Raw genomic sequence first — 14,656 nt, forward strand, 5'->3', positions numbered from 1 at the left:
TGTTGGAAAGTAGGGTTCTTGTAGATGTTTAAAAAGAAAAATTGGAAAATTATTGGTCACCCCCGAGTCAGTCATTGGTTTTTATTGATCGTTCTTCTAGGCCAGATCAGTATGAGTGTCATCCGGCTGACTAGCGAATTATACACCCGTTTGATTGATCTAACTGGTAACGAAAATCTATTTTGGGATTTTCCATTCTTTGAGTGGTCCTATAGACTCGTCTGCCGTATGGCACCAAAAGGCATATTGGTATCGGATATCACGGCAGTAATATTATGTTTATTATTAGCCATTTTAATTTATCAGATAAGATGTCAAATTAACGTATATCTCGCCTTGACGAGTTTATTGATACTTGGATTATCTGATATCACACTCACCGTAGTTGCTTTTTTCACCAACACAAGTGTTGGTATAACAGCAGTAGCATCGGTTTTTAATTCTCGAATTACTTTCATTTTAATGATTGTTTATCTCAGTCAAACCTTAATCGGTATTTGGGGCATCTGGCTTTTTACACGATTATTTATCACAAAAATGGCCTTCAAACCAATACCCTTTTCCAAACGCCATCTTTACTTAATCATTAATTTATGGGGTTTAATTCTAAGTAACTACTTAGAACTCAGAGCACCATCAGAACCAACGTTTAACCTATTTTACTTCATCACACTCTTTTTCATATTCGCCCTAATGATAGGGGTTTTCATCAATCTTAAACCTGCTCAAACCGTACGACAAAAAGACTACTTAATCCTTTTATTAGTGCTTCTTGTCGGATTGCCGCTCCAGCGGTATCATTTTCAGTTCAGTAACCTTCTGATTATCATAACGCTCGCACAGTATTTGATTAAGAGCCGCCAAATTTCAGCTAACGAAAAAGCCATCAATTCCTAAAAGAATTGATGGCTTTTATTTTAATGACGATGTTTCAACATTCGCCAACCTGTTAAGGCTGTCGCAATCAAGCAAATAACCAAGGCGACCATGAAAGCATCGTGCATCCCGGCAATGAAGACGTCCGCGTGACCTGGAATGTACCCCGTTACTTTTTGACCGTAATTACGACTCATTGCGGCGTACAAGACTGTTGTCGATAGTGAAATTCCAAAGACCATGCCTAAGTTACGCGCTAAGGCGTTAATCCCACCGGCGACCCCCAAGTCTTGAACCCCAACTGAACTCATGACGATCGTGTTATTGGGCGCTTGGAAAATCCCATTGCCCAGTCCGACTAAACCGACGAAGAACATGAATAACCAAATTGGCGTTTGTAAATTCATCAACATATAACCGACTTGGCTAATTGAGATTAAAATCAAGCCGACAAAAGTTAATAGCTCTGGGCCAATTTTATCTGAAATACTACCAGCAATCGGTGCTACAACCACTTGCACAATTGGGAAAATCATTAAACTATAACCGGCCAAATTAGGCGCTAAACCCAATGCATTTTCCAAATAGAATGGTGAAATGACGTTGAAGAAGAAATTAACGATAAAAATTAAGAATGCACATAATAAACTCAAGCTAAAATCAACATTTTTGAATAATCTAAATGATAATAAGGGCTGTTCAACATGTTGTTCGATCCAAACAAAAATCCCGGCACTGATCAAGGCTACCACAAAAGCCGTTAAAATGATTGGTGATGTAAAGCCAATTTGTTGGCCGATAAAAATGCCAAGGAACAAGCTGACAATCAAAGCCGCAAAACTGACAAATCCGGCATAATCAATTTTTTCATGCGTTTTAATAATATCTTTTGGTAAAATAAAATGCCCAAAAATAATTGTTAAAATACCAATTGGCACGTTAATCCAGAAAATATAGCCCCAACTAAAGTGCGCGAGGATTAAACCACCAATCCCGGGACCCGCGATACTGCCTAAAGCCACAAATGAACCGGTTAACCCTAATGCTCGGCCCCGTTCTTTTAATGGGAAAACTTCGGTGATAATCCCATTATTATTGCTCATTGTCATTGAAGCTCCTAGCGCTTGAACGACCCGCGCACCAAGTAGCAATGGTAGGCCACCGTTAAACCCACATAGTAATGAGCCCAATACGAAAAGAAGAGTCCCAATCTTGAAAACTTTAACTTTCCCGAAGGCATCGCCAACTTTACCAAATAATAGCAGTAGTGCACAAATCATAATCAGATAAATCGAGACGATCCATTCTGATTGATTCATCGGAATTTTCAAATCCCGACTCATGACAGGTAACGCAATATTGACGATACTCCCATCGAGGGTGGCCATGAAGGTAAAAAGCCCCACCGCCGTTAATATCCGCCAACGATTCTTTTGAACCTGCGGATTATCTGCATAACTTAACGCCATCTGTAAGTCACTTTCTTTCTTTTCAATTTATTTAATAATAAGTATACCCTTCTTTCAGAAAATTAAATATAAAAAATCACCCCCAAACGCTCGAAAAGAGGGTTGGGGGTGATTTTTAACGTGCTCTTCAAACCATGTTCCTGCGTTTAGCTACACAAGTCAAACGATTGCTTGCAGCAATCATTCGCCTTGCTATGCTAGTCCTCAGAACATACCCGGTTTGAACGCACTCATTTATTTTAACATGCTTCTCGAGTAGCCTTTTCCGGTTAACTACCAAAAGAGTATTATGGTAAAAAATACCATAATATTCTTTTTACGTTAATCCTCAAAGCCTAACCAACTCGAGTCATCACTCACTTTATTTAACGTGCTTTTCAAGCTAACTTTCTGCGCTTAGCGCTGTGAATCAAATCATCGACTATGTCGCTAATTCGCTTCCTTGTGTTAATGCTCAAAAGTTGACCAAGCCTGAACGCACTTATTTTACTCTTGCCAAGAAGTATTTTTTCTTGCCTCGACGGACAATGACAAATTTACCTTCGAAGTTTTCGCTTGGGTCAATTTCAAGTGTTGTTTCGCGGAGACGGTCACCGTTAATTGTGATGGCCCCATTTTGCACATCTTCACGTGCTTGCCGTTTTGATGATTCAATTCCAGCATCCACTAAGAAATCAACGATGTTTTTCTTTTCAGCTGTGATTTCAACTGTTGGTGCTTTTTGGAAGGCTTGTTCTGCTTCTTTGACATCTAAGGCTTTGATATCACCTGAGAAAAGTACTTCCGTAATCTTTTGAGCACCTTCTAATTCAGCTTGGCCGTGAACAAAACGTGTCACTTCTTCAGCTAAACGACGTTGTGCTTCACGTTTTTCAGGGGCTGTTTCAACTGTTTTAGCGAGTTCGTTAATTTCAGCTTCATCTAAGAAAGTGAAGTATTTCAAGTATTTAACAACATCCCGGTCATCTTGGTTTAACCAGAATTGGTAGAATTCATATGGGGTTGTCTTTTCAGGATCTAACCAGATGGCACCGCCAGCTGTCTTACCAAACTTCGTCCCGTCAGCCTTGAGCATCAATGGAATTGTTAAGCCGTAGACTTCTGTTTCGCTACCTTCAATTTTATGAATCATATCGATCCCTGAAGTAATATTACCCCATTGATCAGCACCACCGATTTGTAGTTGCACATCGTGTGCTTTGTAAAGGTGCATGAAATCGACTGATTGTAAGATTTGGTATGTGAATTCAGTAAATGAAATCCCAACATCTAAACGACTAGCAACCACGTCTTTAGCCAACATTGTGTTGATGTTGAATAACTTACCGTAATCACGTAAGAAATCTAACAATGAAATTTTTGATAACCAGTCGTAGTTGTTAACCATTGAAACATTGGCATCTTCGCCGAATAAACGTTTCATTTGGCCAGATAAAGCTTCAACGTTGTGTTGGACCATTTCCATTGTTTGGAGTTGACGTTCTGATTTACGACCACTTGGATCGCCGATTGAACCTGTTCCCCCACCGATAACGATATATGGATGATGTCCAGCTAATTGGAAACGTTTCATCATCATGAAGGGAATTAAATGCCCGATATGCATACTATCGCCAGTAGGATCAACCCCACAGTATAATGAGATACTCTTCTTTTCAGTTAATTCACGTAAACCGTCAGCATCTGTTTGTTGGTTAATTGCGTCGCGCCATGTTAATTCATCAATAATATTCTTTTGCATTTGAAACCCTCCTAATATAATAAAAAAAGTCCCTATAATCCTCGTGAGAAGATTATAGGGACGACTTAAAGTTTAAGTTCGCGGTACCACCCGAATTATGCTAGTTGCCTAGCATCACTCATTGATTGGTACGTCAATCACACGTCTGACCACTTAGCGTATTGTAATTCGATTCTAAGCATATACTGGTTTCCAGCAATCCCAGCTCTCTGATATAGTGGCTTATTCTCTACTCATTACGCGGTCATTGATATTTAACTATGGTTATACGTTAATCGATTTAACCCTGCTTGTCAATCTAATTATCATCAATCTATTAAAAAGAAGGTCCACAGACTAATCAGTCCGGCACCTTCTTCAAAGTATCATTAATCTTTTTTAAGATTATAGTTTTTTAACGTTAGCAGCTTGTGCGCCACGTGTACCTTCAACGATGTCGAATTCTACGGCTTGGCCTTCTTCTAATGATTTGAAGCCTTCGTCTTGGATAGCACTGAAATGTACGAAGATATCGTCTTGGCCTTCAACTGAGATAAAACCAAAACCTTTTTCATTGTTAAACCATTTTACTGTTCCTTTTTCCATGATGTTACTCCTTTAAAATACACTATATTATCTAGCCAACCGTATTGGTCTTCTAAACAAGTTCATTATACGTGATTTTGTAACCGCATGCAATCAGAAACTCTGATTAATTTAACTTGTAACATGTTTGCCGATGGTACTGTTCATTGGCCTTTAAAATAACATTGCCAAAGTCCGCATGATGAATCGCATCCGGCATCATTTGGGCTTCAATTGCGACCGCTTCGTGCGGTTGAATCGCTTTATCAGTCAAGTTTGGTTCGCTCCCGAAACCGTTGGCAGTGTAGATGACAATTGCATTACCTTCCGTATTAATCGTTAGCGAGCGACCACTAGTTGGTTCGGTTAAAACCGCATCATTTCGATCAGCATTTTTATTTAATAAGAATGGGTGATCGTAGCCATTTACCAATTTATTTTGTGTTTCTTGACTAGCAAAAGCATCAGCGATTGCACGTGGTTGCCGTAAATCGAAAACAGTTTGATCAACTGGCAATAATTGCCCGGTTGGTAGACCATCTGGTTGAATTTCGCCGAAACGATCACTGTCGATTTGCAATTGATGACCGTCAACTAATTGATCGAAGTCCCCGGTTAAGTTTAAATAAACGTGACAAGTTGGGTTGAAAAGCGTTGTTTGGTCGGATGTTGCTTGATAATCAACCAACCATTCATTTTTTTCATTCAAGGTATAAGTCGTCGCAACTGATAAGTTCCCTGGGAAGCCATTGGCACCGTCAGGACTTGTTAATTTAAAAGTAACGCTAATTGCGTCGGCTTGTTCTTCAACGCTTGCTTGCCAAACTTGAGATTCAAAGCTATTAGGACCACCATGATTGGTGTTTTCGCCGTTATTAAGTGGTAATTGATAATCGTGGCCGTCTAATGTGAAGGCCCCTTTACCAATTCGACCGGCTACCCGGCCAACAGTCGCGCCAAAGTAAGCTTCTTGTTTGAGATAATCCGCTAAATTATCGTAACCGATTACCACATTTTTAAATTGTCCCGCCTTATCGGGCATCACTAAATTCGTGATGGTTGCCCCATAATCGATAACTGCTAATTGATAGCCCTGACTATTTTCTAACCAATGTTGCCAAACAGTCTGACCATTAATCGTCCCAAATTCCTGACGCCAATATTTCATGACTTGACCTCCAATTGATTTTTAACGGGTTGTCAGCAACACTTTTTAGGCATTGTTGACACGCTCTGTAAATTTGATAAATGCTGCTTGTCCTTTTGTATCGCGCTTGAAGACACCCGCATCTTCTAAAACACGCATGAAGACTTTACCGACTTCATTTTGAACCAATGTTGTAACATTGGCTGGTGTGATTGCTAAATGATCAGCCTTGATTTGGTCAGCCCATGTTTTGTGATAAGCGGCCATTTCATTTGGTTGATCACAGAGGTATTTTTCAACTTCTGCCATTTCAGACTTCAAACGTGGTGGTAGAATCGCTAAGCCCATGACTTCGATTAAACCAATATTTTCTTTTTTAATATGTTGAACATCTGCGTGTGGATGATAAATACCATCTGGATGTTCTGGCGATGTTTGATTGTCACGTAAGACCAAATCAATTTCATATTGATCCCCACGCATTCTCGCAATCGGTGTGATGGTGTGATGCAGTGTCCCGTCTGCTTCTTGCGCTAAGACTTGGACTTCTGGATCACTGTAGTGTTGCCACTTAGTCAGAATGTCAGCAGCAAGTGTTTCAATGCGCTTAGCATCACTACCCGTCAAGCGAATAACCGACATTGGCCATTCAACAATTCCGGCTTGAATATCATCATAACCCGCAAATTGAAGTGGTGTGCTGATTGGTGCTTTGGCCATTGGAAAATCATGCCGGCCGCCTTGATAATGTTCATGCGTTAAAATTGAGCCCCCTACGATAGGCAAATCAGCATTACTCCCGGCAAAGTAGCCAGGGAACTGCTTAACAATTTGTAGTAGGTTTTTAAACGTGGTTTGATCAATCACCATTGGTTCGTGTTTGCCATCCAAGAAGATTGAATGTTCATTGAAATAAGCATATGGCGAATACTGGAAGCCCCATGTTTGTTGTTCTAAATCAAAGCGCACAATGCGATGATTACGCCGCGCTGGGAAATCCAACCGACCCGCATACCCTTCATTTTCTAAACAAAGTTGGCATTTAGGATAACCCGTTTGTTTCATCGTTTTAGCTAACGCAATTTGTTTAGGATCTTTTTCAGGTTTTGAGAGGTTAATCGTAATTTCTAAATCGCCATATTTAGTGGGTACATCATAAGCGATATTCTTCGCGATTGCAGCAACCTTGATATAATCGTTGGCTTGGCTTAATTCGTAGAAATAAGCTAGCGCCTTTTCTGGGTCCTTTTCGTATAACGTCCAAAAACGTTTGTTAACGGCACTTGGCAATGGTGTCACCAAATCCATCAACTTAGCGCCCAAAATATCGCGTTCAGCCGCTAAATCTTGAATACGCTGATGGTCAACTGCCAATTGGACCAATGCTTCTTTCAAGTCAATCAAAGTTGTCGTCTCTTGTGCAACAACTGGTGTCTCATCACCTTCGCCAACTAAGTCGAGGACAACGTTAAATAAATATTGTTCATCTTCAGCCGTATAAGTTGTTTCTGGAAAAGTGCTGACTTTTGTAATAAACTTTTGAATCAATTCTCTTGCTTGCATATTCTTTCCTCTACCGATCTGCATAACCATTAGGATGGTTTAAGTGCCAATTCCATGCGGTTTCAATAATTGCTTCCATATTGTCATATTTAGGGGCCCAGCCAAGCGTTTCACGTGCTTTGTCACTTGCGGCAATCAATGTACTTGGATCACCGGCACGACGAGGGGCCATCGTCACAGGAATTGCCTTGCCAGTCACTTTACGAGCAGCTTCGACAATTTCCATATTTGAAAAGCCAGTTGATGAGCCCAAGTTAAAGGCGTTGCTATCATGGCCGTCTTTGAGATATTCAAAGGCCAAGATGTGCGCGTCCGCTAAATCTAAAACGTGCACGTAATCGCGGACGTTTGTGCCATCTGGCGTATCGTAGTCGTCACCAAAGATTGATAATTGATCACGTTTACCAGCAGCGACTTGCAACACGATTGGTAACAAGTGCGTTTCTGGATGATGATCTTCACCAATTGAACCATCTGATTTGGCACCGACCACGTTGAAATAGCGTAAGGCGACAAACTTGATGCCATAAGCTTTATCGGCCCACTTCATCATTGTTTCCATCATCAACTTACTTTCACCGTAAGGATTAGTTGGCACTTGTGGGTCGGATTCCTTAATTGGAATTGCCTTAGGTTCCCCATAAGTCGCCGCCGTTGATGAAAAGACGATCCGTTTAACGCCGAATTCGTTCATCACTTCAAGTAACGCCGTCATCCCATAAGTATTGTTGTCAAAATATTTTAATGGCGATTGCATTGATTCTGGCACGATTGAAAAGGCAGCAAAGTGAATGACACCACTAACGTCTTCTTGTTGGAAAACGTTGCGCATAAATTCTTTATCGCGTACGTCACCCTTATAAAAACGGGCATTGGCGTTAATCGCTGCCTTATGTCCCGTAACTAAATTATCGACAACTGCGACGTCATAACCGCGTTCAATTAATTGATCAACTGTATGGGAACCGATATAACCGGCACCGCCTAATACTAGAATTGACATATTGAAACCCCTCCTAATTTAATGATTAACCTAACTTCTTAGCACCGTCAGCGATTTCTGCGACATAGAAGCTTGGGGCATAACCAATTTTATCTGTATAAGCTTTAGCAACATTTTCTTCAAAGTTTTCAACTTGGTCTTTTGCAACAATCGCGATGGCACAACCGCCAAAGCCAGCACCAGTCATCCGAGCACCTAAGACGCCAGGTTGTTGCCAAGCTGATTGAACTAATGTATCTAATTCAATCCCTGTTACTTCATAATCAAATTGTAATGACACGTGTGATGCGTTCACTAACTTACCGAAGCGTTCAAGGTCATTGTTCTTGAGGGCTTCTCTAGCCTTCATTGTCCGTTGGTTTTCAGATACAGCATGGCGAGCACGTTTTAATAGGTTTTCGTCTTGTAACATGTATGTTTGTAGATCAAATGTTTCGTTATCTAAATCACCTAATGAGTTGATATCATTCTTAGTTTGTAAAATCGCTAATGCTTTTTCACATTCACTACGACGTTCGTTATATTTAGAATCAGCTAATTCACGACGTTTGTTAGTGTTCATGATGATGATCACGTTGTCTTGTAAGTCGATTGGGACCAAATCATAATCCAAGGTGTTGGTATCAAGTAAAATAGCGTGGTTAGCCTTGCTCATCCCAACTGCGAATTGATCCATGATACCTGAGTTAACACCGATAAATTTATTTTCAACCATCATCCCTGTTTTAACAAGGTCCACACGGTCGATATCTAAGTTGAATTGGTCTTCTAAAATAACACCCATTAATAATTCGATTGAAGCTGACGATGATAAACCAGCACCATTGGGAATATTACCTTTTAAATAAATATCCAAACCATGATCGATTGTATAACCTTGTTCTTGTAAGTAAACAATCATGCCTTTAGGATAGTTGGCCCAGTTGTGTGCTTTTTGATATGATAAATCGCTAAGGTCAAATGAAATGACACCGGCATCTTCGAAGTTGCCTGATAAAAGATTGATTGTTTGGTCTTCACGTTTAGCAACGACTGCGTATGTCCCTAATGTGATTGCTGTTGGGAAAACGTGTCCGCCGTTATAATCTGTATGTTCACCAATTAAGTTGATCCGACCAGGGGCAAAGTAACTTGCTTCAGGTTCCTTGTTGTAGGCTGCTTTAAATGCGGTATTCAATTCTGTCATGTTCATAGTAAATTCCTCCTTTATTAATCGCTTTCATTTTACTAAACATTTACTAAAAAATCAAACTATTTTTTTAACGCGCGCATTATTTTCGGGTAGTATGCTAAACTAGATAGTAGTAAACACTGAATTGAGAGGTGCACCTTGGCAACTATTAAAGATATCGCACAATTAGCTAAAGTTTCAAACGCAACTGTCTCCCGGGTTTTAAATTACGATCAGTCCCTTTCTGTGAGTGATGAAACCCGCCAACGCATTTTTGAAGCTGCTGAAAGCCTTAGCTACACTAAAAATACTAAAAAAATAATAACCATCGGGGCCGCATCGCCATTGTCGAATGGTATACCGCTACAGAAGAATTGGAAGACCTCTACTACCTATCAATTCGCCTGGGCGTTGAAAAGAAGCTGCAAGAACTCGGTTTTGAAGTCACTCGTTTTTTTCAAAACGATCCTTTCGATACCCTTTTTGATGCCGCGGGTGTCATTGTCATCGGTAAATACAGCTTGGGTCAGATTACCCGTTTAAAGAAATTAAACCGCAATCTCGTCTTTATTGATATGAATACCTTAGACTACGAGATTAGTTGTGTCATGACCGATTTCAAAACACCGGTCAAAGCAGTTGTCGATCATTTTATGGCGAGTGGTTTAACGAAAATCGGGATGTTAACAGGCCAAGAAGGCACGTCCGACAATGTTAAATTGGGCACCGACCCCCGCTCAACCCACTTCAAACATTATCTTAAAAAGCAAAACAACTTCCATCCCGAATGGCTACTTACCGGCGATTTCACACCGGAATCTGGTTACCAGCTCATTACACAGTTACTTCATGAACAGGCCGATAACTTACCAGAAGCACTCTTCATCGCTAACGACGCCATGGCGGTTGGCGCACTGCGCGCCCTTCACGAAGCAGCCATCAAAGTGCCTGAGCAACTCAGTTTGATTAGCTTTAATGACACGTCAATCTGCCAATACACGTTCCCAACACTCAGCTCGGTCAAGGTCTACACCGAACGAATGGGCCAATCAGCAGCTGAATTATTAATTAAGCAACTCGACGCGGAACAAGTCATTCCACAAGTCATTACGATTGGGACGTCACTAACATTGCGTAATAGTTCAAAATAATGAGTATGGGGCTGGGACAAAAGTAAATTTTGTCCCAGCCCTTTTTTACCATATCTTATTCCCATTCCACGGTATAATAGTAAAATCAGATAATGTTAGGAGTCACTATTTTGAAAACGAAAAAAATGCGTCGGCTATTATTAACCGTCGCCATCCTTGCGATTGGTTATTTGGGTGGTCGCAATAATATCCTGCAAGATATCACCCAGAAAATCCCCGCCATTACACAATCCACCATACAACAGGCGCAAGTCAGTCCCGATTATCAGGCAATTGCTAACCGCGACTTTGAAAATGGCAGCGCCGCTTATCTTGCCATCAACAACGACAAAAGCCAGTTGACTAGTGCAGATTGGACCAGCGAAAAAATCGATTACGGCCAATTAGATCAACTCAATCGAACCACTTCGGCAACAGCCTATCTGTCTTCCCGCAACCTAGGGAAATCTGAAGGGCGCTCACGCCAAGTTTGGAATCCGACTGGTTGGCATAATCAACCACTGGTCGTCAACGGTCGCCGCATCACACCTCAAAACCGTGGCCACCTGATTGCTTACACCATTAGTTTTAATTTTGATCAAAATGGTCACTTTCAATCGGGGCAGCCAGGTAGTTTAGATAATCCGTTAAACCTGGCGACTCAAACCGAATATAGTAATCAAAAGACAATGCAGATTTTCGAAGAAAAGGTCCGTAACGCACTGGCCGCTAATAAAAAAGTAATCTATAAAGTGACAACCGTCTTTCGTGGTAATGAATTAATGCCCCGCGGTTACTGGGTCCAAGCCATCTCGACAGATGGCACCCTTAATTTCAACGATTATGTCTGGAACATCGAACCCGGCGTCGCCTTTGACTACGCAACCGGTCGTTCTCACTTAGATGCCAACATTCAAGTAAAAGATAATCATCCGATTGTAAAAGGGACAGAAAATACCGTCAATAATATCAAAAATCGATTCTAAAAAAGAAGCAGCCACGGTTAGGTTTTCTAACGGGGACTGCTTCTTTTTATAAATTGAAATAATACTAATTTATATACGAGTTATGTTTATATTCAAATATTAACCGCATACTTTTTTTGAATCCGTTATTTCTCCATTGCCTTGCGCAATGCTGCTGCTAGTGGACTTTCAGCTGGCTCTTCTTCTTGGTTTACTTTTTGAATTAGGCGGCGTTCTTCATGTTTTGAAATTTTCTTCTTACAATCTTTTTTATCGAGCATTTTTTCTGTCGTTCCATCATTCAAGCAACGGAAATAAGCACCGGCTTGTCCTTCAATGATGACCATTTTCTTATGACATTGTGGGCACCGATGGTTGGAAACTTTGGGATCTTTACGACGCCGATAATGACAGTTTGTGCAGACGTAAACCTTGCCGTCACGCGTATTACGCTCCTTCAACGGATGGTCACATTCTGGACATTTCTTGTTGGTAATCGCGAAATCGTGATATTCAGTTTCACTCTTTTTAATCTCAGAAACCAAGGTCTTAGTGGCCGCTTCGATTTCAGTGATGAACGCTTTTTGATTTTCTTGACCACGCGCAATCGCCTCTAATGAATTCTCCCATTTACCGGTCAATTCTGGTGAGACCAATGTTTTATTAACCAATTTCAACAGTTGTTGCCCCTTAGGTGTCACTGCTAAGGAATGGCCACGGCGTTCTAAGAGTTCACTACGCACCAATTTTTCGATAATTTCGGCCCGCGTTGCTGGTGTGCCCAAGCCATAGTGTTCCATCTTACCTAATAAGGTCCCTTCAGTTAAGGGTTTCGGCGCTGATGTTAATTGTTCCTTAATTGAAAAGTCAGCAGGCACCACTGCGCCTTCTTGCCAATCAACACTTGTAGTTGGTGTTTCTTTTGAATCCGCGTGCCAACCTTGTTGAACGACTTTAGTTTGTTTGAAGGTAAAGGTGTGATCACCAAACTGAACAGTCGCTTTTGTAACGGCTGTGACATATTGATCCGCAAACAAGCCCATAAAGCGTTCGACAATTAAACGGTACATCCGCAATTCATCGGTAGATAATTTTTCAGCTCTGACTGGTTCTTCGGTTGGAATTAAGGCGTAGTGATCAGTGACCTTTCGATCGTTGAAAACAGCCGGTTGTTTCACTTTAGCGCCCTGCCCTAAGTATTGTTTGGCGCGCGGATCAAACTTCACTAAGGCCGATAAACGTTCCTTCAATGTGCCTTCAATATCTGTTGAAAGATATTTAGAATCCGTCCGCGGATAACTAACAACTTTATGAATTTCATATAATGATTGAATCAATGACAACGTCTTTTTAGCCGACAAGCCGTACATCGCATTGGCAACTTGTTGTAATTCCGTCAAATCATAAGGCAGTGGTGCAGCTTGTGATTTTTGGCTCGTCTTGACACTAACCACTTTACCTTGTGCCTGCTTCAATTTAGCGACTAGCGTTTCGGCTTGCGCACGGTCTTTTAAGCCCTGTGGTTTAGCCATTTGGAGCGTGGCTTGTTCTTGGCCAACTTTCAATTGAATTGTGTAATATTTTTCAGGTTTAAAACGACTGATTTGTTGCGCTGTTTCGTTCACAAAAGCCAATGTTGGTGTTTGAACCCGACCCGCTGACAAATTATCTTCATATTTCGTCGTTAAGGCCCGCGTGACGTTCAAGCCGATCAACCAATCCGCATGGCCCCGCGCAAGCGCTGAAGCGTACAAATTATCAAACTGCTTAGCTGGTTTCAGATTGGCAAAGCCTTCTTTAATCGCCTTAGTCGTTTGTGATGAAATCCAGAGTCGTTCGACTGGCTTATCAAATTTAATCCATTCCAAAATATAACGGGCAACAGCTTCCCCTTCACGACCAGAATCAGTCGCAATGACTGCCCCTGAAATATCCTGACGATGTGCCAAATGGCTGATAGCCTTTAATTGCCCGCCCGTTTTAGGAAGTGGTTTAAGCCCAATGTGCTTAGGAATGATTGGTAAATCTTCCAAACGCCATTGTTGCCACTCTTTTTTAATATCTTCCGGTAATTGTAATGATAAAAGATGACCAAACGCCCATGTAATTACGTATTGATCGCCTTCAAAATAGGTTTTAGTTTTCTGATTAGTACCTAGAACCTTGGCGAGCTCTTTAGCAACGCTCGGTTTTTCGGTAATGACTAGTTTTTTACTCATTTAAATTCCTCTTAATTAATTGCTCAGATTAGTTACTGACTAATAGTATAACGCATATTGAAAGGGGAATGAACTATAAGCTAATGAGAACAGATTAAAGTTTTACTTTGTATTGACATATCAAAAAAGAGCAAGCCCCTCATCTTTTCCAGATGTTTGGCTTGCTCTTTTTAGTTTTATTCATCGTCTTCAGTCTGGTTACTGAGTTGTTGTTTCACATCATAGGTATTACAAATAGCCGTTTTAATCACTTGTGACATTTGATAATCTGCCTGACCAAGATTTAAATAAAGCTCTAAAATCATTGGTAAGTTCAAACTGGCTAAAATTGTGATGCGCTCATCTGTTAAATAGCGTTCTAGTACGACATTACATGGCATCCCGCCTGGTAAATCAACAACGATTATCACTTCTTGTGCATCTGGTTTAAGCGCAACTTCAATTTGATCACCTAATAACGTCTTACTAATTTCACAATCGAAGGTGATGGCCGTTACATTATCATGCCCGCCGGCAATCATATCTAAACTCGTTAAATAACTTTTGGCCAAATCACCATGACTGACTAATATCAATTGTCTCATTCGCTAATCATCCTTTTATCTGTAAGTTCTGACGGCCTTGGTCCGTTCTGTTTGATCCGTAGTTGTTTTTTGATTAGCTGTATCGGCTAATACGGTCCCCGTGTTTAGTGTACTTAAAACCATACTCGATAATAAAATTGTCTGATAGGCTTTCATAATTTACTCCTCCATTGTTATCACAATACTCAAGATTTTTTTATTATAGCATTCAAAAATGCTTAACA

The 14,656-nt window shown here is 40.7% G+C and carries 12 protein-coding genes and 1 pseudogene; 3 read left to right on the forward strand and 10 right to left on the reverse strand.

The window, feature by feature from the left end:
- The first annotated feature begins 24 nt into the window (after nt 1-24).
- The gene (locus LEUCM_RS08300) at nt 25-897 is read left to right on the forward strand and encodes a hypothetical protein (protein WP_016264964.1); all 873 of its coding nucleotides are present in this window, start codon (nt 25-27) and stop codon (nt 895-897) included.
- A gap of 20 nt (nt 898-917) precedes the next feature.
- Here LEUCM_RS08300 and LEUCM_RS08305 read toward each other — a convergent pair whose 3' ends face one another.
- From LEUCM_RS08305 to LEUCM_RS08335, 7 genes are all read right to left on the reverse strand, one after another.
- Nucleotides 918-2,345: an MFS transporter gene (locus LEUCM_RS08305; RefSeq protein WP_016264963.1), complete on the reverse strand. Its 1,428-nt coding sequence runs from the start codon at nt 2,343-2,345 to the stop codon at nt 918-920.
- A gap of 481 nt (nt 2,346-2,826) precedes the next feature.
- Nucleotides 2,827-4,086 (reverse strand): tyrosine--tRNA ligase, encoded by a 1,260-nt coding sequence (gene tyrS, locus LEUCM_RS08310; protein WP_011374476.1) that lies wholly within the window; start codon nt 4,084-4,086, stop codon nt 2,827-2,829.
- 384 nt (nt 4,087-4,470) lie between these two features.
- The gene (locus tag LEUCM_RS08315; RefSeq protein WP_011374475.1) at nt 4,471-4,671 is read right to left on the reverse strand and encodes a cold-shock protein; all 201 of its coding nucleotides are present in this window, start codon (nt 4,669-4,671) and stop codon (nt 4,471-4,473) included.
- A gap of 106 nt (nt 4,672-4,777) precedes the next feature.
- The gene (locus LEUCM_RS08320) at nt 4,778-5,818 is read right to left on the reverse strand and encodes an aldose epimerase family protein (protein WP_016264962.1); all 1,041 of its coding nucleotides are present in this window, start codon (nt 5,816-5,818) and stop codon (nt 4,778-4,780) included.
- Between the two features lie 45 nt (nt 5,819-5,863).
- Nucleotides 5,864-7,360 carry a UDP-glucose--hexose-1-phosphate uridylyltransferase gene (galT, locus tag LEUCM_RS08325; RefSeq protein ID WP_025015833.1) on the reverse strand — a complete coding sequence of 499 codons (1,497 nt, stop codon included), beginning with the start codon at nt 7,358-7,360 and terminating at the stop codon, nt 5,864-5,866.
- A gap of 10 nt (nt 7,361-7,370) precedes the next feature.
- Complete coding sequence (galE, locus tag LEUCM_RS08330) at nt 7,371-8,363, reverse strand: UDP-glucose 4-epimerase GalE (protein WP_025015834.1); 993 nt, start codon at nt 8,361-8,363, stop codon at nt 7,371-7,373.
- Between the two features lie 25 nt (nt 8,364-8,388).
- A complete protein-coding gene (locus tag LEUCM_RS08335) occupies nt 8,389-9,555 on the reverse strand; it encodes a galactokinase (protein WP_016264959.1) in 1,167 nt (388 codons plus the stop codon).
- Nucleotides 9,556-9,693: 138 nt separating this feature from the next.
- Between LEUCM_RS08335 and LEUCM_RS08340 the strand changes: the two are divergent.
- Nucleotides 9,694-10,685 (forward strand): annotated as a pseudogene (locus LEUCM_RS08340) (LacI family DNA-binding transcriptional regulator).
- A 110-nt stretch (nt 10,686-10,795) separates the two neighbouring features.
- Entirely contained in the window at nt 10,796-11,650 is an 855-nt protein-coding gene (locus LEUCM_RS08345) for a DNA/RNA non-specific endonuclease (protein ID WP_025015835.1), read from the forward strand.
- Nucleotides 11,651-11,775: 125 nt separating this feature from the next.
- On the opposite strand, the gene LEUCM_RS08350 is transcribed toward LEUCM_RS08345, so the two are convergent.
- The 3 genes from LEUCM_RS08350 to LEUCM_RS09870 form a co-directional block, all read right to left on the reverse strand.
- The gene (locus LEUCM_RS08350) at nt 11,776-13,848 is read right to left on the reverse strand and encodes a DNA topoisomerase III (RefSeq protein ID WP_025015836.1); all 2,073 of its coding nucleotides are present in this window, start codon (nt 13,846-13,848) and stop codon (nt 11,776-11,778) included.
- Nucleotides 13,849-14,024: 176 nt separating this feature from the next.
- Nucleotides 14,025-14,432 carry a PTS sugar transporter subunit IIA gene (locus LEUCM_RS08355; protein WP_025015837.1) on the reverse strand — a complete coding sequence of 136 codons (408 nt, stop codon included), beginning with the start codon at nt 14,430-14,432 and terminating at the stop codon, nt 14,025-14,027.
- Nucleotides 14,433-14,447: 15 nt separating this feature from the next.
- Nucleotides 14,448-14,588, reverse strand: a complete 141-nt coding sequence (locus LEUCM_RS09870; RefSeq protein WP_011374465.1) for a hypothetical protein — start codon at nt 14,586-14,588, stop codon at nt 14,448-14,450.
- Nucleotides 14,589-14,656 lie beyond the last annotated feature (68 nt).

It is taken from the genome of Latilactobacillus sakei subsp. sakei DSM 20017 = JCM 1157 (genome assembly GCF_002370355.1).
Classification (GTDB): Bacteria; Bacillota; Bacilli; order Lactobacillales; family Lactobacillaceae; genus Latilactobacillus; species Latilactobacillus sakei.

Bases quoted from the DNA above. Each gene is read 5' to 3' on its own strand.
- LEUCM_RS08300 (WP_016264964.1), top strand. From the start codon at position 25: ATGTTTAAAAAGAAAAATTGGAAAATTATTGGTCACCCCCGAGTCAGT.
- LEUCM_RS08305 (WP_016264963.1), bottom strand. From the start codon at position 2,345: ATGGCGTTAAGTTATGCAGATAATCCGCAGGTTCAAAAGAATCGTTGG.
- tyrS (WP_011374476.1), bottom strand. From the start codon at position 4,086: ATGCAAAAGAATATTATTGATGAATTAACATGGCGCGACGCAATTAAC.
- LEUCM_RS08315 (WP_011374475.1), bottom strand. From the start codon at position 4,671: ATGGAAAAAGGAACAGTAAAATGGTTTAACAATGAAAAAGGTTTTGGT.
- LEUCM_RS08320 (WP_016264962.1), bottom strand. From the start codon at position 5,818: ATGAAATATTGGCGTCAGGAATTTGGGACGATTAATGGTCAGACTGTT.
- galT (WP_025015833.1), bottom strand. From the start codon at position 7,360: ATGCAAGCAAGAGAATTGATTCAAAAGTTTATTACAAAAGTCAGCACT.
- galE (WP_025015834.1), bottom strand. From the start codon at position 8,363: ATGTCAATTCTAGTATTAGGCGGTGCCGGTTATATCGGTTCCCATACA.
- LEUCM_RS08335 (WP_016264959.1), bottom strand. From the start codon at position 9,555: ATGAACATGACAGAATTGAATACCGCATTTAAAGCAGCCTACAACAAG.
- LEUCM_RS08350 (WP_025015836.1), bottom strand. From the start codon at position 13,848: ATGAGTAAAAAACTAGTCATTACCGAAAAACCGAGCGTTGCTAAAGAG.
- LEUCM_RS08355 (WP_025015837.1), bottom strand. From the start codon at position 14,432: ATGAGACAATTGATATTAGTCAGTCATGGTGATTTGGCCAAAAGTTAT.
- LEUCM_RS09870 (WP_011374465.1), bottom strand. From the start codon at position 14,588: ATGAAAGCCTATCAGACAATTTTATTATCGAGTATGGTTTTAAGTACA.